At 69.9% G+C, this 22524-nt stretch carries 23 protein-coding genes; 12 read left to right on the top strand and 11 right to left on the bottom strand.

What is annotated here, in order from left to right:
* Positions 1–19: 19 nt before the first annotated feature.
* The 4 genes from AC6CCG_RS33630 to AC6CCG_RS33615 form a co-directional block, all read right to left on the bottom strand.
* Positions 20–958, bottom strand: coding sequence for a dihydrodipicolinate synthase family protein (locus AC6CCG_RS33630; protein WP_496659227.1), 939 nt, complete (start codon positions 956–958; stop codon positions 20–22).
* A complete protein-coding gene (locus AC6CCG_RS33625) occupies positions 958–2568 on the bottom strand; it encodes an FAD-dependent oxidoreductase (RefSeq protein WP_496659226.1) in 1611 nt (536 codons plus the stop codon). The genes AC6CCG_RS33630 and AC6CCG_RS33625 overlap by 1 nt, the downstream gene beginning before the upstream one ends.
* A gap of 612 nt (positions 2569–3180) precedes the next feature.
* Positions 3181–3471 carry a hypothetical protein gene (locus AC6CCG_RS33620; RefSeq protein WP_496659225.1) on the bottom strand — a complete coding sequence of 97 codons (291 nt, stop codon included), beginning with the start codon at positions 3469–3471 and terminating at the stop codon, positions 3181–3183.
* Entirely contained in the window at positions 3468–4052 is a 585-nt protein-coding gene (locus AC6CCG_RS33615; protein ID WP_496659224.1) for a TetR/AcrR family transcriptional regulator, read from the bottom strand. Before AC6CCG_RS33615 ends, AC6CCG_RS33620 begins: the two co-directional genes overlap by 4 nt.
* 29 nt (positions 4053–4081) lie before the next feature.
* On the opposite strand from AC6CCG_RS33615, the gene AC6CCG_RS33610 reads away from it, so the two are divergent.
* The 3 genes from AC6CCG_RS33610 (at position 4082) to AC6CCG_RS33600 (ending at position 6283) form a co-directional block, all read left to right on the top strand.
* Positions 4082–4885 (top strand): class I SAM-dependent methyltransferase, encoded by an 804-nt coding sequence (locus AC6CCG_RS33610; RefSeq protein WP_496659223.1) that lies wholly within the window; start codon positions 4082–4084, stop codon positions 4883–4885.
* A 10-nt stretch (positions 4886–4895) separates the two neighbouring features.
* Positions 4896–5519 (top strand): FMN-binding negative transcriptional regulator, encoded by a 624-nt coding sequence (locus AC6CCG_RS33605; RefSeq protein WP_496659222.1) that lies wholly within the window; start codon positions 4896–4898, stop codon positions 5517–5519.
* Positions 5520–5611: 92 nt separating this feature from the next.
* On the top strand, positions 5612–6283 hold the full coding sequence (locus tag AC6CCG_RS33600) for a hypothetical protein (protein WP_496659221.1): 672 nt from the start codon (positions 5612–5614) through the stop codon (positions 6281–6283).
* Between the two features lie 80 nt (positions 6284–6363).
* Here AC6CCG_RS33600 and AC6CCG_RS33595 read toward each other — a convergent pair whose 3' ends face one another.
* Positions 6364–7164, bottom strand: coding sequence for a helix-turn-helix domain-containing protein (locus tag AC6CCG_RS33595; RefSeq protein WP_496659220.1), 801 nt, complete (start codon positions 7162–7164; stop codon positions 6364–6366).
* A 105-nt stretch (positions 7165–7269) separates the two neighbouring features.
* Here AC6CCG_RS33595 and AC6CCG_RS33590 point away from each other — a divergent pair, with 105 nt between their 5' ends.
* Both AC6CCG_RS33590 and AC6CCG_RS33585 read left to right on the top strand, forming a co-directional pair.
* The gene (locus AC6CCG_RS33590; RefSeq protein ID WP_496659219.1) at positions 7270–8265 is read left to right on the top strand and encodes an ABC transporter substrate-binding protein; all 996 of its coding nucleotides are present in this window, start codon (positions 7270–7272) and stop codon (positions 8263–8265) included.
* A gap of 2 nt (positions 8266–8267) precedes the next feature.
* On the top strand, positions 8268–10025 hold the full coding sequence (locus tag AC6CCG_RS33585) for a siderophore-interacting protein (RefSeq protein ID WP_496659218.1): 1758 nt from the start codon (positions 8268–8270) through the stop codon (positions 10023–10025).
* 59 nt (positions 10026–10084) lie between these two features.
* On the opposite strand, the gene AC6CCG_RS33580 is transcribed toward AC6CCG_RS33585, so the two are convergent.
* From AC6CCG_RS33580 to AC6CCG_RS33555, 6 genes are all read right to left on the bottom strand, one after another.
* Positions 10085–10288 (bottom strand): cold-shock protein, encoded by a 204-nt coding sequence (locus AC6CCG_RS33580; RefSeq protein ID WP_179752795.1) that lies wholly within the window; start codon positions 10286–10288, stop codon positions 10085–10087.
* A 212-nt stretch (positions 10289–10500) separates the two neighbouring features.
* A complete protein-coding gene (locus tag AC6CCG_RS33575; protein ID WP_496659217.1) occupies positions 10501–11469 on the bottom strand; it encodes an aldo/keto reductase in 969 nt (322 codons plus the stop codon).
* Positions 11470–11512: 43 nt separating this feature from the next.
* On the bottom strand, positions 11513–13006 hold the full coding sequence (locus tag AC6CCG_RS33570) for a Vps62-related protein (protein WP_496659216.1): 1494 nt from the start codon (positions 13004–13006) through the stop codon (positions 11513–11515).
* 139 nt (positions 13007–13145) lie between these two features.
* On the bottom strand, positions 13146–14921 hold the full coding sequence (locus AC6CCG_RS33565) for an ABC transporter ATP-binding protein (RefSeq protein WP_496659215.1): 1776 nt from the start codon (positions 14919–14921) through the stop codon (positions 13146–13148).
* Between the two features lie 44 nt (positions 14922–14965).
* Positions 14966–15391 (bottom strand): organic hydroperoxide resistance protein, encoded by a 426-nt coding sequence (locus tag AC6CCG_RS33560; protein ID WP_496659214.1) that lies wholly within the window; start codon positions 15389–15391, stop codon positions 14966–14968.
* Positions 15388–15825 (bottom strand): MarR family winged helix-turn-helix transcriptional regulator, encoded by a 438-nt coding sequence (locus AC6CCG_RS33555; RefSeq protein WP_496659213.1) that lies wholly within the window; start codon positions 15823–15825, stop codon positions 15388–15390. The genes AC6CCG_RS33560 and AC6CCG_RS33555 overlap by 4 nt, the downstream gene beginning before the upstream one ends.
* 116 nt (positions 15826–15941) lie before the next feature.
* Between AC6CCG_RS33555 and AC6CCG_RS33550 the strand changes: the two genes are divergently transcribed.
* From AC6CCG_RS33550 to AC6CCG_RS33520, 7 genes are all read left to right on the top strand, one after another.
* Positions 15942–17177 carry a sensor histidine kinase gene (locus AC6CCG_RS33550; protein ID WP_496659212.1) on the top strand — a complete coding sequence of 412 codons (1236 nt, stop codon included), beginning with the start codon at positions 15942–15944 and terminating at the stop codon, positions 17175–17177.
* Positions 17174–17833 (top strand): response regulator transcription factor, encoded by a 660-nt coding sequence (locus AC6CCG_RS33545; RefSeq protein WP_496659211.1) that lies wholly within the window; start codon positions 17174–17176, stop codon positions 17831–17833. Before AC6CCG_RS33550 ends, AC6CCG_RS33545 begins: the two co-directional genes overlap by 4 nt.
* 160 nt (positions 17834–17993) lie before the next feature.
* Positions 17994–18896 (top strand): ABC transporter permease, encoded by a 903-nt coding sequence (locus AC6CCG_RS33540; RefSeq protein ID WP_496659210.1) that lies wholly within the window; start codon positions 17994–17996, stop codon positions 18894–18896.
* Entirely contained in the window at positions 18871–19743 is an 873-nt protein-coding gene (locus tag AC6CCG_RS33535) for an ABC transporter ATP-binding protein (protein ID WP_496659209.1), read from the top strand. Before AC6CCG_RS33540 ends, AC6CCG_RS33535 begins: the two co-directional genes overlap by 26 nt.
* Positions 19744–19750: 7 nt before the next feature.
* Positions 19751–20677 carry a phosphotransferase enzyme family protein gene (locus AC6CCG_RS33530; protein WP_496659208.1) on the top strand — a complete coding sequence of 309 codons (927 nt, stop codon included), beginning with the start codon at positions 19751–19753 and terminating at the stop codon, positions 20675–20677.
* Complete coding sequence (locus AC6CCG_RS33525) at positions 20674–21822, top strand: sialidase family protein (protein WP_496659207.1); 1149 nt, start codon at positions 20674–20676, stop codon at positions 21820–21822. The genes AC6CCG_RS33530 and AC6CCG_RS33525 overlap by 4 nt, the downstream gene beginning before the upstream one ends.
* Entirely contained in the window at positions 21731–22252 is a 522-nt protein-coding gene (locus tag AC6CCG_RS33520) for an NAD(P)H-binding protein (RefSeq protein ID WP_496659206.1), read from the top strand. The genes AC6CCG_RS33525 and AC6CCG_RS33520 overlap by 92 nt, the downstream gene beginning before the upstream one ends.
* Positions 22253–22524 lie beyond the last annotated feature (272 nt).

The raw sequence follows: 22524 nt of genomic DNA, 5'->3' as shown, positions 1-22524 counted from the left end.
CACTCCTTCGTGTCACGGGTCATGCGGGAGAGTTGATCAAGGCCCCATCGTGCGGTCGGACGAGGTCGAGCAGGCGGCGGCGTTCGTCGTCGTTGCAGGCGATCAGGGGCGGCAGCGCGTCCTCATGCTCCAGCACGCCGCGGGCCGCCAGCAGGGCCTTGATCGTCGGCACGCCACGCCGGATCTGGTGGATCCCGACCAGCTCGGTGATCACGTTCTGGGCCTGCGCGGCATCCTCGGTCCGGCCGTCGCGGAAGGCGGCCCAGAGCTCGGCCACCGGTCCGGGCGCCAGGTTGGCGATGCCGAGCACGATGCCGTCGGCGCCGGACTGCAGCGCACTCAGAGCCACGGTCTCGCCGCCCTGCGCGACGCCGACACCGGCCGCGTGCGCGGTGTCGACCATGGTCCGGTGCTGCTCCGGGTCTCCGGAGCTGTCCTTCATCCCGACGATGCCGGGTAGTTCCAGCAGGCCGGCCAGCGAGCCCTCGGTCAGCGGCGTGGCGTAGGTCGGGCTGTTGTAGATGATCACCGGCCGGCCGAGCTCGGTGATCGCGGCGAAGTGCTCGATCACCTCGTCGTCGCGGTGCCGGAAGTACGTCGGCGGGCTGCAGACCAGGCCGTCCGCGCCGGCGTCGGCGATCGCCTCGGCCCGCAACAGCACCTCGGCCGTGCCGGGCGCGGTGACGTTGACGACGATCGTGTGATCGGGGCCGTACGCGTGCCAGGCGGCGACCGCGTCGCGGACGAACGGCTGCAGCCACTGGGTCGGCACCAGCGGTCCCTCGCCGTTGCTGCCGAGCAGCATGATCCGCCGGATGCCGGCCGCGGCGAACGCCCCGTACACCTGGTGCAGGCCGGCGGCATCGGGCCGCGCGCCGTCGGTGGTCGGTGCCAACGGAGTGATCACCGGAACGGTGACGCCGGTGACCAGGTCGCTGCGCAGTTCGTTCATGATCATCAGTAACCCTTGATCTCCGGCCAGGCGGTCTCCACGCCGGCCTGGTCCAACAGTGCGGAGAACTCGGCGAACAGCTCCGGCTTCTCGCCCACCTCGCCCGGGCTCCGGCCGGTGGCCAGGCAGTGCGCGGCGAGCCGGCCGGCCACCTCGCCGACGTTCCACTCGACCGGGTGCAGCCGGTAGCAGCCGTTGGTGATGTGGGTGGTGCCGAGGTTCTTCGCGGCCGCGAGCAGGTTCGTCACCCGGACCGGCAGCAGCGCGCCGAGCGGGATCTGGAACGGGCAGCTCGCGACGTCGATGTAGTTGTCGCCGCCGGTCGACGGATGCAGGTCGATCCGATACATCCCCACGCCGACCGAGTCCGGGTAGCTGCGGGCGCCGGCGTCGCCGCGGATCGCGTACGAGAGGTCCTGCTCGACCACCGTGGTCCGCGCGACGATCCGGCGCGACTCCCGGATGTACGGCAGCTTGGCGAAACCGTCCTCGGTGCCGAGCACGTCCCCGCGCAGCCGCAAACCCGGCCAGCCCGTGCCGCCGTCCGGGCGGGGCGCCTCGGTCTGCAGCCAGTAGAGCATCGCGCGGCTGAGCTCGCGAGCGCCCTCGAGGTGCCGCTGCCGTTCCGCCTCGTCGGCGCCGATCAGGCTGCCGCCGAGGTAGTCGATCATCGGCCAGTTGACCAGCGTCACGTCACTGGCCAGGAAACCCGGCCGGAACACCCGGCGGGACAGCACCCGGCGGAACGCCCACAGCTCCTTGTCGCCGGGATCCTTGCTCTGGTCGGCGACCACCGGGCCGGTCTCGGCGTTGGGCAGGAACTGGCGGGTGACCGTTTCCAGCGTCCGCGGGTCGGGCGCGGTCAGGCCGACCTGCGGGCCGGGCCAGCCGTTCGGCACGAAGGCGGAGATCCGGGCGTAGTCGGCCGGGCGGTCGATCGTGTGGTCCTCGCCGTCCCGGTGCTCCAGCGCGAAGATCCACGACATCGCCTGCTGGTTGTCCGGCTGCGCGGTCTCGGGCGCGGAGGGTTCGCCGGTTTCGTGGCGGGACTCGAAGCCCGTGACGTGCTCCACGCCGGCCAGCTCCAGCAGATCGCCGAGTTCGGTCGCGTCCAGGAAGTACGGCGCCGTGACCGTGGTCTCGGACCCCGACCGGTCCCGGACCGTCACGGCGGTGATCCGGTCGCCGTCGGCGGTTGCGGCGACCGGCCGGTGCTCCCGCAGCACGGTCAGCCGGCCGGCGGCGATCAGCGGTCCGACCAGGGACTCGAGCACCAGCGCGGCGACCCGCGGCTCGTGGCAGAGCCGGCTGACCCGGCCGTCGCCCGGGTTGAGGTACGGGTCGGCAGCGGCCTCGGCGGTCAGCGGATACCAGCGACGGTAGTGATCGCGGATCTCGTTGCGCAGCCGGCGGTAGCTGCGGGTGCAGCCGAACTGCTCGATCCAGGCGTGCTCGTCGGGCGGCACACCCTGGCTGGTCAGCTGCCCGCCGATCCAGTCGGACTCCTCGGTCAGCACGACCCGGGCCCCCGACTCGGCGGCGGCGAGCGCCGCGGCGACGCCGCCCAGCCCACCGCCGATCACGGCGATGTCTGCGTCCAGCTCTGCCACGGTCACCTCTTCGTCCGACGGTTTGTTGGTACGTATAAAACCTTGTGATCCCGAGACTGTCAATACGTATCAAGAAGTTTGGGGGAGATGCGACATTCCCTGGATGCGCCGGTTGGGGTTTGGGCCGCGGGGGTAGCCCAACGCGCGGATGGCCGTGCTTGAGTGGAGGCTTGCACCTGATCCGGCCGCCTGTCGTGCGGGCGTGGTCGGGCGGGAACGCGAGGTCCAGATCGTGTCAGTCGGCGCGACGTGGATCGCCCGGTTCGCCCCGAACGATCGAGGTGATCAGCGCGCCCGGGACAGGGATGCCGGTGCTCGGCAGCTGGTGCGCACTGTCTTAGCCTGGACCGGCTGCGCGAGACGTACGGCGCGGACTCCCCCGGCGGCGGGTTCGTCCGCAGGACCTCCTCGTACGCGGCGACCGGGCTGGGCCGGTGCCTCGTTCTCCCGGACCGCGGGGAGCGTCGGTGAGATCCCGGCGTCAAGGGGACTCGGCCTGGGTGTCGCTTTTTCTCCTCAACTCGACCGATAAAGCGCTTCAGAGCCTTCCAGGGTTCGAGCTGAGGAGTTCTGGCGACACCTTGGTCGGCCCTTCGACGGACTCAGCGTGTGAGTGATTCAGGCGACGTGGGAGACCCGGAGGATCTCGGTACGGGCGACGGAGCGGTCACGCTGGTCGGCCAGAGCGGTGCGGTCCGGGTCGGTCAGATACGCGTCGAGAGCGGCCTGGTCGGGCAGGTCGATCACCTGGATCTCGTACGGGAGTTGGTCGGTGTAAGCATCGTGGGCGACCCGGCTGACCAGGGTGGCGCCGTGCCGTTCGAGCAGGACCAGCACCTGGTCCTCGTACGCACGAAGGGCCTGCTCCTGACCGGGCCGGGGCCACAACAGCACACAGAGGGTGATCATGAGCCCGACGGTAGTGCCGCGATCACGGTGCGCCGCAGTGCGGCCCGTTCGCCACCCGTGTCGTCCGGCGCGGTGAAGATCAACTGCGCGGTTCCGATCATGGTCAGCGCGATCAGATCCGGCTCGGCGGAAGTCGGCAGCCGACCATGATCACGTTCCGCCGCAAGGTAGTCGGTGATCATGGTCACCGACTCGGACAGCACCGGAATTCCCGCCACACCGGCTTCCCTGAGCTTGGCCCGCATGCCGTCGCGGGTGATCGTCAGGCCGACGGCAGCGAGGCCCAGCGGGTCGAAGACGTCCACCAGCGCCTCGACCAGGTTGTCGACCAGCGTGCCGGTGCCGACCCGGGCCCGCAGCACGTCGGCTTGATCATCGACGCGGCCGATCCGGCGCAGGATCAACTCGGCCAGGAAGCCGTCGAAGTCGGCGAAGTGGCGGTGCAGCACGCCCTTGGCACAGCCGGCCTCGTCGGTGACCGCGCGGCTGGTCAGGGCATTCGGGCCGCGGTCGGTGAGCACCCGTTCCGCGGCCGCGAACAGTTGCTCGCGGACGTCGCGCAGGGCGATGCCGGTGGGCATCCGTCGCCTCCCAAGGTTAGAGTGGGCAGGTGCCCACTATCGAATCGACCGGTCCTCAGGAACCCCATCATGCCCGGCAGCTCGCGGAGTCGTTCGGCACTGATCCGGAACGGTACGACCGCGCCCGGCCCCGCTATCCCGAGGCGCTGATCACCAGGATCCTGGCCGAGAGCCCGGGACCGGACGTCCTCGACGTCGGCTGTGGCACCGGCATCGTGGCCCGGCAGCTCCGGGCGGCCGGTGCCCGGGTACTCGGGCTGGAGCCGGACCCGCGGATGGCCGACTTCGCCCGGCGGGACGGGCTGAGCGTGGAGCCGGGCAAGCTGGAGGACTGGGATCCGGCCGGCCGGACGTTCGACGCGGTGGTCGCCGGCCAGACCTGGCACTGGGTGGATCCGGTCGCCGGCCCGGCCAAGGCGGCCCAGGCCCTGCGACCGGGCGGCCTGCTCGCCCTGTTCTGGAACGGGCCCGAGTTCCCGCCCGAGCTCGGAGCCGCGATCTCGAACGCCTACCGCGAGGTGCTGCCCGACCTACCGTTCCTGCATCAGGCGGGGTCCGGCACCGGGGGCTTCGACGGCTTCCTGACCCGGACGAGCGACGGCATCCGGGAGGCCGGCGGGTTCGCCGAACCCGAGGAATGGCGGTTCGGCTGGGAGCGTACGTACAGCAAGGAGGAGTGGCTGGACGGCGTCCCGACGGCGGCCGGGCACGAACGGTTCCCGGCCGAGACGCTGCGCGACCTGACCGACCGGATCGGTGCTGCCATCGACGCGGCCGGCGGCCGGTTCACGCTGACCTACACCACCGTCGCGGTGGTCGCGCGGCGAGCGTGACAATGGCTCCATGTACGTCCCGCCAGCGAACCAGGTCACCGACGAAGCCGAACTCCGCGCCATGGTCGAGGCCAACCGCACCGCCTGGCTGATCACTGCCGACGAGACCGGTCGCCCGGCGGCGACGCTGCTGCCGATCATCTGGCACGACGCGACCGTGATCGCCCACCTGGCTATCGCGAATGATCACTGGAAGCAGCTCCGCGAGGACAAGCCGTGCCTGCTGATCGGCGCCGGTCCGGACGCGTACGTCTCGCCGTCCTGGTACGCGAGCAAGGCCGAGCACGGCCGCGTCGTGCCGACCTGGAACTACACGGCGGTCGAACTCACCGGCACCGTCCGGGTGCACCGCGACCCGGACTGGCTGCGGCACGCGGTCACCGAGCTCACCCGGCTGCAGGAGGGTGAGCGGGACCGGCCGTGGGCCGTGAGCGATGCGCCCGAGGCGTTCGTGACCGGGCAGTTGCGCGGCATCGTCGGCATCGAGGTGGCCGTGACCGGCGTGACCGGCAAGGCGAAGCTCAGCCAGAACCGCTCCGCCGCCGACCGGGCCGGGGTGATCAGCGGCTTGGACGCCGAGCCCGCTCCGGGCTCCGCCGCGGTCGCCGACGCCATGCGCGACACCGCTCCCTGAGCCAGCAGGGTCAGGCCAACACGCTCCCTGAGCTTGTCGAAGGGCAAGGCTCGATCCAGGTCCCTTGGGGTTCCGGCGCTAGCGTGGGCCCCGTGCCAACGCAGGTGCCGATGTCGATCGAGATCGACCCGGACAGCCCCGACGAAGCGCTCCCTTACGTTGACGTGATCGTGGGCGGTCGACCGATCCGCGCGCTGCTCGACACCGGCTCGGCGCGCACTACGGTCTGCCCGCCGGCAGGATGCGTCATCGAGACAAGACCAGCGGAGGGCACCGGAGTCTTCGGCGGCCTTGCGGTGAATCGAAGGGTGTGGCGCACCACCGTTGAGTTCGGGGACCGGCCGCCCTGTCCGATCGAGTTGGACGTGCGGTCGGCGACCGAGGGTCGCGATTTGCTCGGCCAGGATGTGCTGTCCCAGTTCCGCTGCGAGTATCGGTTCGCTGAGTCGGTGCTCAGGCTGAATGGATCAGTCGCCCAGAGGCCCGAGCATGTGTTTCTTGATCGTGGTCATCACGTCTACCTCGCCGTCGAGTGGGATGGTGCGACCGCGGAGGCCGTGTTCGACACCGGCGCATCACTGTCGGTGGTCGACAGCTCATTCATCCGCAGCCATCCGCATCTGTTCGCCGCGCAAGGGCAATCGGAGGGGACCGATGCCTCGGGGCGACGCTGGTCACGCCCATGGTGCAGATGGCCGAACCACTCGTTCTGGGACACCGTTTCTCAAGCACCACGGCTGCCGTCGTCGATCTCGGCCAAGTGAATGCGTCACTCGAGCGTCCGATGGACATCATCTTGGGCTGGCCGGTCCTCCGGCAGGCCAACTGGTTCATCGACCACGCTTCAAGCGTTGCCGCTCTCGTCGACTGAAGCCTTCACGGCCCAAACTCCACGAGCGGTGGAACGGGCCAGAGCCTGGAGTGGGTCGGTGGCGAGGGTGCGTTCGGGGATGCCGGACTCGCGGCTGAGGGCTCGGAGCAGGCCGGTGCGGGTGGCGTAGCCGGCGGCGAGTCGGGCGGCGTCGAGGTCGAGGCCGGCGCGGAGGGCGGCGACGGCGCGGTTGAGCCGGCTCCGGGTCCGCCAGCGGGCGAAGGGCAGGCCGGTCTGGTCGAGGAAGATCCGCTGCACTTGGCGCACGCTCAGGTAGTGCCGTTCGGCGATCCGGTCCAGCGTCTCGGAACCGGCCACGGCCTCGTCGGCGATCAGCCGGGCGATCGGGTGCTCCGGCTCGCGGACCCAGAAGTGCGGCGCGTCCAACCCGGCCAGCAACTCCTCGAGAGCCCGCCGAAACGGCGCCACCTCGGCCGCGGTCTCGGGTGCGGCGCCGAGGATCGTCGTGATCAGTGCGGACAGGGCGGGCAGGGCGTCGAGCCGGCGCAGCCGCTCGCCGCCGGGTGGCGGATGATCGGGCGACAGCATCGGGCCGACGGCCAGGCTGCCGGCCGGCAGCCGCATCGCGTGCGGCACGCCAGTGGCGAGCCAGACGCTCTCCCCCTCGCACAGCCGGAGCGGTACGCCGTCGACGGTGAGCAGGGCCGTGCCGCGGACGACGTGGACCAGGTGCGGCACGTCGTGCGTGTGCTCATCGTGGCCCAGGAACCGGATCGAGTTCTTGGTCACGACCCGTTCCAGCAGTTCAGTCACACCCCACCTCGATCATGTCGCGTCCGTCGCGGAGGACGGCAGCCCTGTCGCGAGCCGTACCAGCTTCCCACACTAGGTTAGGGTGCACTAACTTCCGGGGGTTTCATGGTCAGCTCACGTCTCCAGCGGTCAGCCGTGGCCGCCTTCGTCGCGCTCGTCGCCGTCCTGCTCGCCTCCTGCGCCGGCGGTACGGCAGCGCCCGCCCCGGCAGGCCGGGGCCCGGAGCGGGTGGTCAAGACCGGGCAGGGCGACGTCACCGTACCGGCCGAGCCGAAGCGGATCGTCGTGCTCAACTTCGCGCTGGCCGGCTACCTCTACGCGATGGACGTGCCGGTGCTGGCGACGATCCCGGAGGACGCCGACGCCAAGGAGGGTGTCTTCTCGCCGTTCTGGGCCGAGGACGCCAAGGCCGACGGCACCGTGTTCCTGCCCTGGAGCAGCGACGGCTTCGCCATCGAGGAGATCCTGGCGCTGGAGCCGGACCTGATCGTCGGCGGCGGGCAGGGCTTCCCGCTGGCCCAGGCGGTCAAGGCGTACGACCAACTCAGCGCGATCGCGCCGACCGTACTGGTCGGCAACGAGTTGCGGTCCTGGCAGGAGCAGTTCTCCTTCCTGGCCGAGCAGGTCTTCGACCGCGGTGACCGTTACGCGGAGCGGCTGGCCGGCTACCAGAAGCGGGTCGCCGAGGTGAAGAGCAAGATCACGCCGCCGCCCGGCCCGGTCGGCTATCTGAGCTTCACCGGCGACCAGCGCCCGTTCGGAATCGTCGAGGACTTCGGGCTGCCAAAGGAACTGGCCCAGCTCGGTTTCGAGCCCGCGCCGTTCTTCGCCGACAACGACTTCGAGACGTACGGCGGCGCCGGCGACATGTTCGAGATCTCGCCGGAACTGATCGACAAGGCCGTCACCATGCCGACCGTGTTCGTGCTCGGCTTCAACGCCGAGACGATCAAGGTCGAGGACCTGGCCAAGAATCCGATCTACGCGCGGCTGCCGGCCTTCGAGAACGATCAGGCCTATCACCTGCCCTACTGGGCGCTCCGGGCCGACTACCACGAGACGATGGCCCTCCTCGACACCATCGAAGAACAGTTCTCCTGATCATGGCCCAGCACCGGATCCAGACCCATCCGATCATCCTGCGCCGGGTCGAGGTGGCCCGCGCCGTCGACCTCACGCCACGGCTCCGCCGGGTCACCCTGACCGGTGATCAACTCGGTGCCTTCACCCGGGACGGACTCGACCTGCCGGCGTTCCACTCCCCCGGCTTCGACGATCATGTGAAGTTGATCTTCGCCGCCGACGGTGACCTGGCCGCCGCCCTGCCACGGCAGCTGGCCGACGGGATCGAGTGGAGTCCGGCGCCGAACCGGCAAGGTCGCGACTACACGCCCCGCCGGTTCGACCCGGCCACCGGCGAGCTCGACCTCGACTTCGTGCTGCACGGCGACGGCCCGGCAGCGTCCTGGGCGACCGCGGCCCGGCCGGGCGACGAGCTGTGGTTCGCCGGACCGAAGTCGTCCACCGTGCTGCCGGACGACGTGGACTGGATCCTGCTCGCCGGCGACGAGACGGCGCTGCCCGCGATCGGCCGGTTCCTGGACGAGCGGCCGCTCGACGTACCGGCGCAGGTCGTGGTCGTGGTCACCGATCCGGCCGCCGAGCTCCCGCTGGCACTGCGGCCGGGCGACACGATCCGCTGGGTACGGGCTCGGCACGCGGACGGACCGGAACTCGAGCAGGCGATCCGGCAACTCGACTGGTGGCCGGGCACCGGCTACGCCTGGTGTGCCGGGGAGAGCCGCGCCCTGATCCCGATCCGACGACACCTGACCCGCGAACGTGGCCTGCCCAGGAGCCACCTGGACGTGACCGGCTACTGGCACACCGAGGAGTCCGGCCCGGCCGGCCCGCGGTTCGCCGAGTGGCGGCCCGCCGACTACGCGGGCGCGACGATCGGCTGGTTCGCGATCAGGGCCGCGCTGCAACTCGGCCTGCTGGACCCGCTGGCCACCGGCCCGGTCGAGCTCGAGTCACTGGCCGAGTTGACCGGCGTGCCGGCCGACCGGCTCGCCGTGCTCGTCGACGTGCTGCTCCGCACCGAGCTGTTGGCCACCGCCGGTCCGACGTCGATCAAGCTCGGCCGGCTCGGCGAACTCCTGCTGGACGATGAGCATGATCAGGAACACTTCACCGGCCCGGACGCCGACCTGATCATCGCGCTGACCGACCTGGCGCCGAGCCTGCGCTCCGGCGCATCACCGTGGTCCCGCCGGCACGGGCGGACTCTGCAGGCCAGCCTCGACGAAGATCAGGAGCGGTACGCCGAGCTGGTCGAGCAGGCCGGCCGACTGCAGTACGTGATCACCGGACTGGCCCGGCTGGACTGCTGGCGTGACGCCGGCCATGTCACGGTGACCGGACCGGGTGCCGTGCTCATCGCCGACCGGCTGCGCGCCGACCTGACCGGGGTGACCACGGCTGTCGTCGATCATCCCGCTGCGCTCGCCGTACTCGCCAAGGAGCCGGCCGACCATGATCACACCTTCACCGCCGACCGGCCGGCGACCGACGTGGCGGTCAGTGTGCTGGCCCTCGGCCAGCGGACCGACGACGAGGCGATCGAACTGCTCCGCGAACTGGCCACCACGGCGCCGCGGGCGGTGATCATCGACGCACTGCGCCCGGACGCGCTCAGCCCGGCAGCGGCTCAGCAGAGCCTTCTGGGTTATGCGGGGACGGGACTGCCGCCCCGGTCCGCGGAACGGCTCCGGAGCCTCGCCGCCCAAGCGGGCTGGACGCCGGTGTCCGACCGATCGCTCGGCTGGGGCGTCGACCTCTTCACCTTCGAACGGGCCTGAGACAAGCGAAACGGCGCCGGTCGTGAAGACCGGCGCCGTTCCAGAGCTCTACGTGCGAATCAGATCGCGCGCACCTTCTCGGCCTGCGGGCCCTTCGGCCCCTGGGTCGTGTCGAACTCAACCCGCTGGCCCTCGTCGAGGGACCGGTAGCCGGTGGACTCGATCGCGCTGTAGTGCACGAACACGTCCGCGCCGCCGCCGTCGACCTCGATGAAGCCGAAGCCCTTCTCAGCGTTGAACCACTTAACGGTTCCTTCTGCCATGGTTCTTCTCCTAGACATCTTGGGCCGCACCTCACAGCCCAACTGCTGTCGGACCTTGAGGCGCCTGCCCCGTGCCCGCGCAAGATCTCAGGCGCAGTACTTCACCACGACTCAGGAATTGCCAGCGCGAGCAGTCTTGCACAAAGTGCGTGCTGTCCGCTCGTCCCCGGTGCACCGAACCCTCGCCGGTGACTAGGAAGTGCGGAAGAGATTCACAGGAAATAGGGGTACGGGAGCGCCTCCGGCCGGCTGGCGACCTCGAGCCGGTCCAGTTGCTCCGGCGTCAGTTCCCAGCCGACCGCACCGAGCAGGTCGTCCAGGTAATCGGTGGTCCGCGGGCCGATGATGGGCGCCGTGACCCCGGGCTGCTGGAGCAGCCAGCGGACGGCGACCTGCGGGATGGTGCGACCGGCCTCCGCGGCGACCGCGGCGAGCTCGTCGACGACGTGCCAGGTGTGCTCGTTGGCGTACCTCTCCCAGCCGTGGGTCCCGGGCCCGGCCACCTTGCTGCCGCCGGGCGGCTCGGTCATTCCGCGCCGGAACCGGCCGGACAGCCAGCCCGACCGCAGCGGAGACCAGGTGATGACGCCCAGTCCTTCATTCCGGCAGACCGGCAGCAGCTCCCACTCCGGCGAGCGGTCCAGCAGCGTGTAGAGCGGCTGCAGGCAGGACAGCGGCTCCCAGCCGTGCAGTTCGCACAGGTCGACCGCCTTCTGCAGCTGCCAGCCGCTGAAGTTGCTGACGCCGAGGTAGCGGACCTTGCCCGACCGGACCAGGGTGTCCAGCGTCGACAGGGTCTCGGTGAGCGGCGTGCTGTCGTCCCAGCGGTGCAGTTGGTAGAGATAGTCGGTGCCGAGCCGGCGCAGGCTCGCGTCGACCGCGTCCAGTAGGTGCTTGCGGGACAGGCCCTGGTCGGTCGGCCGCGGGCCCATCGGCGCCCAGACCTTGCTGGCGATCACGTAATCCGACCGGCGCCGCGTCTTCAGCCAGCGCCCGAGCACCTCCTCGGACCGGCCGGCGCCGTAGACGTCGGCGGTGTCGATGAACGTCCCGCCGGCCTCGGTGAACGTGTCCAGGATCCGTCGGCTGTCCTGCTCGTCGGTCTTCTCGCCGAACATCATCGCGCCGAGGCACAGTCCGCTGACCTTGAGGCCGGTGGTTCCGAGTGATCTGTAGTCCATCCGGCGACCGTACGAGCTGGAGTGCACTCCAGCTCAAGTCCCTTTAGCGAGCACCCTTGTCGTCGGTCAGGTACCACTGCTTCTTGATCTTGATCATCACCAGGGCGCCGTCCAGCGAGGTGATGCCGGGCAGGGAAGCGGGCGGGAACTCGTACCGCTTGTCGGAGACCTTCCGGACCTTGGCCGGATCGATCTTGATCGTCCGCAGCACCTTGTCCTCCTGCTCGCTCGACTCCTCGAACGACTGGGGCAGGGCGAACAGGCAGAGCGGCCTGATCTTCGGCTCGGCGATCGAGCAGGCCTTGCCGGCGTCGTGCCGACCGCTGGCGTGCAGGTAGTACTCGAGGCGGATGATCGCGGCCTGCTTAGCGTCCGCCGGGTTGTCGATCGACACCGGGTCGGGACAGGCGTCGGTGGTGAACGCCTCCTTGGCCATCTGCTCGGTGTGCTTGATCGGGTTCGGTCCCTCCGGACCGGTCTGGTGCTTGTCGAGCTCACCCAACGAGATCGGCCCGCCGACCTCGCCCCAGCCGCCGGCGTAGCCCCACCAGGGCTCGCGCTGGACCTCCTTCAGGTTGAGCCAGGTCTTCCAGGACGCACCCTTGCTGCTGGTCTTGTCCTCGAGCATCCCGAGCGCCTTCAGGGCGGCCGGCAGGCTCTCGATCTTGTACCGCGCGTCGCCGATCGGGTACGAGCCGTGCGTGCCGGTCGCCGAGTAGGCCACCGGGTGCCCGTCCTTCCCGGCCACCTTGGCGAAGTCCATCCGGCATTTCGTCTCGTGCTGGGAGAACACCACGCCGTCCGGCTTGCCGTTCGCGCCGACCACCACGGTGATCCGCTCCCAGTCACCCTCGTGATTGCCGCCCTTGCCCTTGGCGCCCGGGGTCGGGTTGGTCCACGTGTTGAACGGATAGAAGAACCAGTAGACGTAGGCGGTCTTGCCCTGGTTGGCGTCCGTGCCCTGGATGTACTCGACGTAGGCGGGCGTCTTGTCCCCGTCCTTCACCGTCCCCGCCTCGTGGAGCCCGTCCCAGGCGTTGAGGAAGTAGCCCTCCTTGCCGAGCTTGTCCTTGTTGGCGAACGGCCGGGTCCGCTGCGTGGTGTTGTACTCATCGCCCTCCCGGCCCTGGCAGTCGGAGTCGGGCTGAGTCTTGCGGGCCCGATAGCTCCCGGGGTCGGCCAACTTCTGCGGCGTCGGGTCCGGGTCGATCACCTCGTCCTCGTCACAACCGTCGCGATTCCACTCCAGCTTGGAGTTGTCGACGAAGACCAGCGCGTCGACCGGCAGGTTCTTCTCGCCCTGGCCCATCCGGACCAGCGGCGCGTACTTCTTGGCCAGCTCGAGCGAGCCTCCGCCGCCGGCCGGCCCAGCGGTGGCCGGGCCTTCACTGGACAGGGCGGTGCTCGCGGGCGCCGTGGTCGAACCGCCGGCCGGGGGCGGAGTCGCCGCCGCCGTCGGGCCGGCCTCCTCCTCGGGACCGCAGCCGGCCGCGGCCAGCACCGCCAGGAACAGGACCAGCGTCAGGGCTTTGCGCACGGACGGCACTCTAGAGCGACGGCGTGGACTGCGCACTGAGCTTGTCGAGGGCCGAGCCGGACCCACGCGCCCTGAGCCTGTCGAAGGGCCGAGCTGGATGTGACTTTGCCCAACGACCAAGCTCAGGGAACGTTCGTGCTCAGGCGAAGGCTGCCGCCTGGGTCCGGTAGAGCCGGGCGTAGTGGCCGTCCAGGTCCAGCAGTTGATCATGGGTGCCGTGCTCGATCAGCCGGCCCTGATCGACGACCAGTATCCGGTCCGCCGACCGTACCGAGGAGAACCGGTGGCTGATCATGACGATGGTACGGTCTCGGCGAAGATCATCGAGAGTCGCGAAGAGGGCGGCCTCGGCCTGCGGGTCGAGGGAGGCGGTCGGCTCGTCCAAGATCACCAGCGACGGGTCCCGGTAGAGCACCCGGGCGATCGCGACCCGCTGCCACTGGCCCAGAGACAGGTCGGTGCCGCCGTCCAGCTCGACGGTCAGCCGGGTGTCGTAGCCCTGGGTCAGGTCGCCGAGGAACTCGTCCGCCCCGGCCAGTTCGGCCGCCCGCCGGACCGCGGCCGGATCGACGGTGTCGCCGCGGGCCACGTCGCCGATCGCGATGTTGTCGGCGGCGCTGAACCAGTAGCGGGCGAAGGTCTGGAAGATCGCGCCGACCTCGCCGCGCAGGTCCAGCTCATGCACCGGCACGCCGTTCCAGGTCACGCTGCCGGCGTCCGGCCGGTAGAGCCCGCAGAGCAGCTTGGCCAGCGTTGTCTTGCCGGACCCGTTGACGCCCACGATGGCCACCAGTTCGCCGGCCTCGACCGTGAAGGAGACGTCGTCGACGGCCCGGCACGGTGCACCCGGATAGCCGAACCCCAGACCATCGACTTCGAGTCGACGCAACGGAGGCGCTGGATCACGATGGACCGACCGGGTGATCTTCGTCGTAGCGAGCAGACGTTCGAAGTCGGCCAGTCGGAGGCCATGCTCGCTGAGCTGGCCGAGGCTGGTCGCGATCTGCTGGACCTGCGCGCCCAGCAGGAGCGCGGTCGCCCCGGCGACAGCGGTGTCGGCAAGGTTCGCGGTGCCGCTACTGACCATCCACCAGCCGAGGCCGAGCACGAGCAAGAAGGTCGCGGCGACTCCGGCCGCAGCACCAAGAGACAGCCGGGCGAACCGCCGGACCAGGCTGATCAGACCAGCGATCCGCTCGTCGTAGAGAGTCGTCCAACGGCCGACCAGGTAGGACTCGATGCCGAAGATCCTCACTTCGGCCGCCTGGTCCCGGGACGACAGGACGCGTTCCAGCTGGAACCTCTCGCGATCATCCGGCGTCTGGCCGAAGCTGAACGAGTACATCTCCCGTGCGTTGGCTCGGCTGACGAGTAACAGCGGAACCCCCGACAGTGCCACCACCGGAATCATCACCGGTGCAGTGACCGCCGCCGCCGTGATCAGGCCGACCGCTGCGACAACGGAGCCGATCAACTGAGGCACGGCCAGCGCCAACTGCAGTGACGAGTCCGCACTGTTCTTGGCCCGCCGCAACTCGTCGTGGAACTCGGCCCGGTCGAAGGCGATCGCCTCACTGAAGGCGCTGGACTCCAGCACTTGCTGATGGCTGGTGTAGATCACCTGCTCGACCAGCAAGCGATGCAGTCCGGAACCCACGAGGCGACCGAAGGCGATCAACGCAACCAAGGCCACCACTGCGGCGAGCAACGGCACTAACTCGGTGCCCGGCGGACCCGCGGTCAATCGCCGCGAAACCTCGGCTCCGACCAGGACGGCCGCCCCGAGCCCCAGCCCGGAGACCGCCATCGTCGCGACCGTACCGACGAACCACCACCGCCCGGCCGTCGCCACCAGCAGGACACCGCGCCGGACCCCGCTCAACCAGCCCCCGTCGGGCCGCTCAGCTCTCTCCACGCATGGAGAGTATCATTTCGAAAGAGTTCTTTCTATGATCTTCGTCAGTCCTCGACGACGTCGAGGGTGACCTCGATGTTGCCGCGGGTCGCGTTGGAGTAGGGGCAGACCTGATGGGCCGCCTCGGCGAGCTCCCTGGCCTGGTCGGCAGGCAATCCGGGGAGCGCGACCTCGAGCAGCACCTCGAGCTGGAAGCCGCCCTGGCCGTTCGGGCCGATGCCGACCCGGGCGCCGACGCTGGAGTCCTTCACCGAGAGCTTCCGGGACCGGGCCACCGCCTGCAGGGCCGAATGGAAGCAGGCCGAGTAGCCCGCCGCGAACAGCTGTTCCGGGTTGGCGCCCTCGCCGGAGCCACCCATCTCCTTCGGCACGGCCAGGTCGAGGTCGACCCGGCCGTCGGTGGTCCGGACATGGCCGTCCCGGCCGGCTCCGGTGGACAGGGCTTCGGCGGTGTAGAGCGTCTCCATCATGTTCCTTTCGTCGGGTTTCCCTCGGTGAACTCGTGCAAGTGGGCCAGCAGGTCACGGGCCGCGCCGGCCTCGATCGCGACCCGGTCGGCCAGGCAGCGCGGAACCTCGGCCAGTTCGGCTTCCAGCGCGACGCCGCGGTCGGTCAGGCGGACCGTCACGACGCGTTCGTCGCTCGCCTCGCGGGACCTGGCGACCAAGCCGCGCGCCTCGAGCCGCTTCAGCAGCGGCGACACGGTGCCGGAGTCCAGCCCGAGCAGCCTGCCCAGTCGGGTCACGGTCAGCGGACCGTCCCGCCACAGCGCGACCAGCACCAGATACTGCGGGTACGTCAGCTGCCAGGGAGCCAGCAGGTCGCGGTAGTGCTGGGCCATCCGGTGGTTCGCGGAATAGAGCGCGAAGCAGAGCATCTCGTCGAGATCCGGCCCGCGTTTCATGGTGACAACTATTGCACGCAATTAGATTGCGCACAATTTATCTCCCGAACCACCGGGGGAGCCGACCACCCGCGCGGGGGAGTGGTCGGGCTGTTCGCGGCGGGCAGGATAGGGCCATGTCCGTCGTCCGCCCGGTCGTGCTGAACGTCGCGTACCTGATGCTGGGTGCCGCGATCTTCGTCGCGTTCGTGCTGCTCCAGATCGGCGTCGGGCAGTTGCTGGTGGCGCTCACCCCGCTGCCGATCTGGGCCGTGGTGATCATCGTCGTGCCGCCGATGTTCGCGGTCGGGCTGCTGCCCGGTCTGCGCGAGGTCGAGGTCGCCGCCTGCCGGACGCTGCTCCGGGTCGACCAGGAGTTGATCACTCCGCAGCACCCGACCTGGGAGCACCGCTGGCGGGCCGCCGCCTGGGTGATCCTGCACATCCTGGTCGGCGGCGCGATCGGGCTGGCCCTGGTCGGCGTACCGGTCGCGCTGGGCGGCTGGGTGGCCACCGGCGGCGGCGAGATCGGCCCGGACGGGCGATTGGTCGCCGAGCCGGCCTGGGTCGCGCTGGCGATCCTGGTCGGCCTGGTGACCTTGATCGCAGCCGTGGTCGCGGCCTGGCTGGTCGGGCTGCTGTTGCGCCGGCTGGTGCCGATCTTCCTCGGCCCGACCTGGCGGGACCGGCTGGAACTGGCCGAGCAGCGGCTGCTCACCGAGGCCGAGCACCGCCGGCTGGCCCGGGACCTGCACGACGGGATCGGGCACGCGCTGAGCATCATCTCGCTGCAGGCCAGCGCCGGGCGCCGGATCCTGGAAACCCAACCGGAGAAGGCGGCGCGTTCGCTCGAGGTGATCGAGACGACCTCCCGGAACGCCGCCGATGATCTTGACCGGATGCTTGCCGTGCTGCGGGACCGGGCCGCGCCCCGCTCGCCGGACCCGGGCCTGGATTCCGTACCGACCTTGATCACCGCGCACCGCGAACTCGGCGTCGAGGTCGACGCCGAGGTGGACGTGGTGCCCGGGCTGCCGTCGTTGCTGTCGACGACCGCGTACCGGATCGTCTCCGAGGGGCTGACCAATGCCCGCCGGCACGGCACCGGGGAACGGACCCGGCTCGAGCTGGCCGCCGACCAGGCCGGCGTGTCGATCATGATCAGCAACCCGTACCGGAAGCGGCGGCAGACCCGCAGCAGCGGCGGCCGGGGGATCACCGGGATGCGGGAACGCGCGGCGCTGTTCGGCGGCACCGTGTCGGCGGGCGTCGAGCCGGTCGCCGACGGTGAGAATGAGTGGGTGCTTCGGGTACGACTGCCGGCGCAGGGCACGAGCAGGTCCGGAGCAGGGCCAGACGGGAGCAGGGCATGACGGGTACGGCTGACGGCGAGATCACCGTCGTGCTGGTCGACGACGAGCCGATCGTCCGGCAGGGCCTGCAGACGATCATCGAGAGCGACCCCCAACTGCGGGTGATCGGCGAGGCCGGCGACGGCGCCGAGGCGGTCTCGGTGGTCCGGACCAAGCGACCGGACGTGGTCTGCATGGACGTCCGGATGCCGAACGTCGACGGGATCCGGGCCACCGAACTGGTGCTCGGGCTGCCGGAGCCGCCGCGGGTGCTGGTGATCACGACCTTCGCCAGCGACGAGTACGTGTTCGACGCGATGCGGGCCGGCGCCTCGGGCTTCCTGCTCAAGCGGGCCGACGCGGACCAGGTGATCTCCGCGGTCCGGACCGTGGCCCGCGGCGACAGCCTGGTCTTCCCGGAGTCGATCCGGCAGCTGGTCGGCCAGCACAAACCGGAGAAGGCGGGCTACACCGGCCCGGCGCTCACGCCGCGGGAGACCGAGGTGCTCGGCCTGATCGCGCAGGGGCTGACCAACGCCGAGATCGCGGACCGGCTGGTGCTCGGCGTCGAGACCGTACGCACCCATGTCAGCGGCCTGCTCGGCAAGCTCGGCGCCCGGGACCGTACCCAGGCCGTGGTGATCGCTTTCACGACCGGGCTGGTTCCCACGGAATGACCTTTGCCGGGCGCCGGAATCGGGCGTCACGGGGTCGGCGTGGCAGACTAGCCATCGCTCGAACGGCCCTGAGATGGTGTAGGCGCCGGTCGGCGAGCAGGTTGGGGACCAGACCGGCACCTGACGGGCACGGGGAGTGAGGAATGAAGGCGGTGGTGGAATGAGTGCGCCGACGCGTACGGACGACCGCGAGTTCAATCCGGTGTACCACTCCTACGGGGCCCACAAGGCCGGCTTGCCGCCCCTGGTGCCGTACTTCAAGGAGTTGTGGCACCGGCGGGGATTTGCCGCGGAGCTGAGCAAGGCGACCATGCGCGGCGCCAACTCCAACACGTTCTTCGGACAGGCCTGGCTGGTCCTCAACCCGCTGCTGATGTCCGCGATCTACTACCTGCTGGTGACGATCATCCGGAACCGCCACGAACCGGTCTTCTTCACCCACCTGACGCTGAGCCTGTTCGCGTTCTCGATGATCCAGACCTGTGTCAGCACCGGCGCCACGTCGGTCACCGGATCGGGCAAGCTGGTGATGAACACGGCCTTCCCACGACTGCTGATCCCGCTGTCAGCGGTCCGTACCGCCTTCTTCCGGTTCCTGCCGACGCTGGTGGTCTATCTGGTCATCCACATCATGTTCAGCTTCCCCGGCGTCGCCGGGGCCGGGCACGAGCTCACCTGGAGCCCGCGGATGCTGCTCAGTGTGTATTTCCTGCTCTGCATGGTCGTCTTCGGGATGGGCCTGGCGGCGATCTTCGCCACCCTGCAGGTCTACTTCCGTGACACGTCGAGCTTCCTTCCGTACTTCCTGAGGCTCTGGCTCTATCTCTCTCCGGTGCTGTGGAATCCCGCCATGCTGAGCGACATGGGCCGCGAGATCCAGACGATCGCCCAGCTCAACCCCGCGTACCACATGCTCACCGGGTACGCGGCGCTGATGCAGGGCGGTGCGATGCCGTCTCCGGTCACCTGGGTCGTCTCGGCCGTCACGGCGCTGATCGTCCTGGTGGCCGGGTTCCTGTACTTCATGTCGAGGGAGCGTGATTTTGCTGTCCGTCTCGTCTGACCCCGACAACACCGCGACCGAGCCCGAGATCGTGACGGCCCGACCCGACGGCGCTGAGGCAGCGACCACCCCAGCAGGCCCACCGCTCGCGGTGAAGGTCGAGGATCTGTCGATCACGTACAAGACCTCGTTCGAACGCAAGCCGACGCTGCGGCAGGCGCTGGTCCGGTTCGGCCGCGGTCAGCGCGCGGTGAAGCTGGTCAAGGCCCTGAAGGACGTCAGCTTCGACGTCCCGACCGGAACCGCGATGGGGATCATCGGCGCCAACGGTGCGGGCAAGTCCACCCTGATGCGCGCGATGGCGGGCATCCTGCCGCCGTCCTCGGGTCGGATCGAGGTCTGGGGCCGGGCCAGCACCCTGCTCGCCCTCGGCGTCGGCTTCAACAAGAACCTGACCGGGCGGGAGAACATCATCCTGGGCGGCCTGGCCGCCGGGCTGTCCCGCAAGGAGGTCGAGGAGCAGGCCGACGACGTCGCCGAATGGACCGAGCTGGGCGACTTCATCGACATGCCGATGCGGACCTATTCGTCCGGCATGTCGGCCCGGCTGGGCTTCTCGGTGGCTGTGCACATGAAGCCGGACATCCTCATGATCGACGAGGCGCTGTCCACCGGCGACGCGCACTTCCGGGAGAAGGCGAACGCCAAGATGGCCGAGCTGCGGGAGAGCGCGCGGGCCATGTTCCTGGTGTCGCACGGCCTGGGCAGCATCAAGGAGATGTGCACCGAGGCGATCTGGCTGGACAAGGGCAAGCTGATGATGCGGGGCGAGCCGGGCGAGGTCGTCGACGCGTACATGAAGTTCCTCAAGGTCAAGAAGTCGGCCACGACGACCGAGGACATCTGAGTTTCCTTTGTCGATCTTGCGATCGCTGGCCGAGCCGGGTTGGCTGGCCGCTCTGATCGGTGAGCGGTACGGGCTCGCGGTCGACTCCGTCGTGCTGGTCCGGTCCTTCGTCAACGACGTCTACCGGGTCCGGTCCGGGACGGATGATCACCTGCTGAAGATCTATCGGCACGGCGGGCCCGGTCCGGGCGAGGTGGCCTGGGAGGTGGCGCTGACCGGGCACCTGGCCAGGCGCGGGATCCGGGTGCCCTTGGTGCGCGATGCCCTGGATGGCGAGCCGGTGTCCTTGATCGACTTTCCGGAAGGGCCGCGGCCGGCCACCTTGGCGGAGTACGTCAGCGGGAGCAAGCCGCGGCCGCCGTTCGACGATGCGCTCTATCACCGGTTCGGTGTGGCGGTCGCGCAGCTGCACGAGGCGGCCGTGGACTTCGCGAGCGACCTGCCGCGGCGTCCGTACGACCTGGACACGCGGCTGTTCTCGCCGTTGCGGAGGGTGCTCGCGGCCGACGGTCTCGACCCCGCCGACCGGGATCTGGTCCGGCGCCGAGGCGAGGCGGCAGGGGAGCGGCTGGCCGAGCTGCTGCCCGGGCTGGCGGGCGGAATCCGGCACGGGGACGTGACGCTGGACAACCTGCTGCTGACCGATGCCGGCATGATCATCTACGACTTCGACCAGGCCGGGCCGGGGCCGCTGGTGGACGACCTGACCGGTGTCGCCGGCACGCCTCACTGGCCGGCGTTCCTGGCCGGCTACCGGACCGTCCGGGCGCTCGGTGATGATCAACGTGCGGCCCTGCCCTGGCTGCAGATCGCCACGACGATCGAGCACCTGGACTTCCACCTGATCCGCAAACCGGCCATCCTGGGCAGCGAGACGCTGGGCGAGGGATGGGTGTCGGGCAACCTGGAGGCGCTTAAGCTCCTGGTTCCATGATCACCGACGAGTTGATCACCGGGATCGACGAGCAGACCGCCTTCAGTCACCGGTCCGACGGCGTGTCCTGGTTCCAGACCCGGGCCGACCGGCTGCCGGACGGCTCGGTGCTGATGTTGCTGCAGGAGATCATCGACAACGACAACTACCTCGGCTCGCACTGGACCCGGACCGTCGACGGCGGCGCCACCTGGAGCCGGCCGGAGCCGATCCCGTCGCTGGCCCGGATCGATCACGGCGGCGGGCTGGAGGAGTCGGTCCTCGATCTCACGCCCGGTCTGCATCCGCCGACCGGCACCATGATCGCGATGGGCCAGAACACCTGGTATCAGGACGGTGCCCTGCGCACGCCGCTGCACGATCGTTTCATCCACTACGCGGTACGGGACCCGGCCGGCACCTGGGGCCCGCGGCGGCGGCTGGACTGGGACCATCCGGAGGCCGCGGCGTTCCAGTCCTGCGGCTGCGGGCAGCGACTGGTGCTGGCCGGCGGCGACGTCCTGGTGCCGCTCAGCTGCGCGCCGTACGGGCGGCTGGACCGGGCCGTGACGACGCTGCGCTGCGCCTTCGACGGTGACCGGCTCACCGTGCGCGAACCCGGCCGGATCCTGCGCCACCCGGTCGGCCGCGGCCTGCTGGAGCCGAGCCTGACCCGGTTCCAGGACCAGTTCCTGCTGACCATCCGGGCCGAGGACGGGCTGGCGTACGTGAGCCGGTCGGTGGACGGCCTGGGCTGGACCGACCCGCGGCCGTGGACGTACGACGACGGGGAGCCGCTGCCCACCACGACCACCCAGCAGCAGTGGCTCACCCACAGCGACGGGCTCTACCTCTGCTACACCCGCCGGACACCCGACAACCCGGCCGTACCCCGGCATCGCGCCCCGCTCCTCCTGGCCCGCGTCGATCCCGGCACCCTCCGGCTGATCCGAGCCACCGAGCGGATCGCCGTCCGGATGCGCGGCGACGGCCACGCGGTCCCGAACACCGTCCCGATGCTCGGCAACTTCGCCACCGTCGCCGCGAGCGAGTCCGAGTCCTGGATCACCGTCGGTGAGCACAAACCGACCACCGGCTTCGACGGCGACACGATCCTCGCCCGCATCCACTGGTCCCGCCCCAACCGCTTCGTCCAGCCGACGTGAGGCTTGCCACGGCCTGTCAGGAACCGAGCGGCCGTTCGGTTCAACCACCATCCGCATCACTGTCTTCGGAGCCAACCGCCCCACCGGCCGCCTGCTGACCGACCGGGCCCTCGCCGCCGGACACGACGTCGCCGCGGTCGCCCGGCGACCGGACGCCTACCCGCTCGACCATGATCGGCTCGAGGTGGTCGGCGCCGACGTGCTCGACGCCGACGCGGTGGCTGCGGCCGTCGCCGGCCCGGGACGCGGTGCTGTCGACGCTGGGCGTACCGGCCGGGAAGGGTCCGATTCACACCTACTCGCGCGGAGTGATCGACCTGGCCGCCAGCCTCCTCGTCCTCCTCGACGGCCAGCACCCCCACAACCCTCGCCCCGTGACGTCAGTGTGGAAGTTGGAGCCCACCAGACCCGGCGGAACTTTCCACGTTGATCACTCGGCGACGCGGTGACCCGAGCCGTCCTCGGTTGACGCGCCCGGTTCGGGTGTCGCGCGAGCGATCTCGGCCCATGCACGTCGGGCCCAACCCGCGCACGCAGCTGCCCGCGAGTTCTGTGCGCCGCCACCAGCGCTGACCGGTCACTTCTGCAGCGACACGCCGCGGCCGACTCACGCGGTGAGTGCAACAGTTGGATCTGTCGGGTTGGACAGTAGCTCGTGCAGCTTCTCGGCGGGGGTTTTGAAGCCGAGTCGTTTCCGGGGTC

The organism is Microlunatus sp. YIM B11417, assembly GCF_059617205.1.
This window is presented reverse-complemented; position numbering and strand designations above follow the sequence as displayed.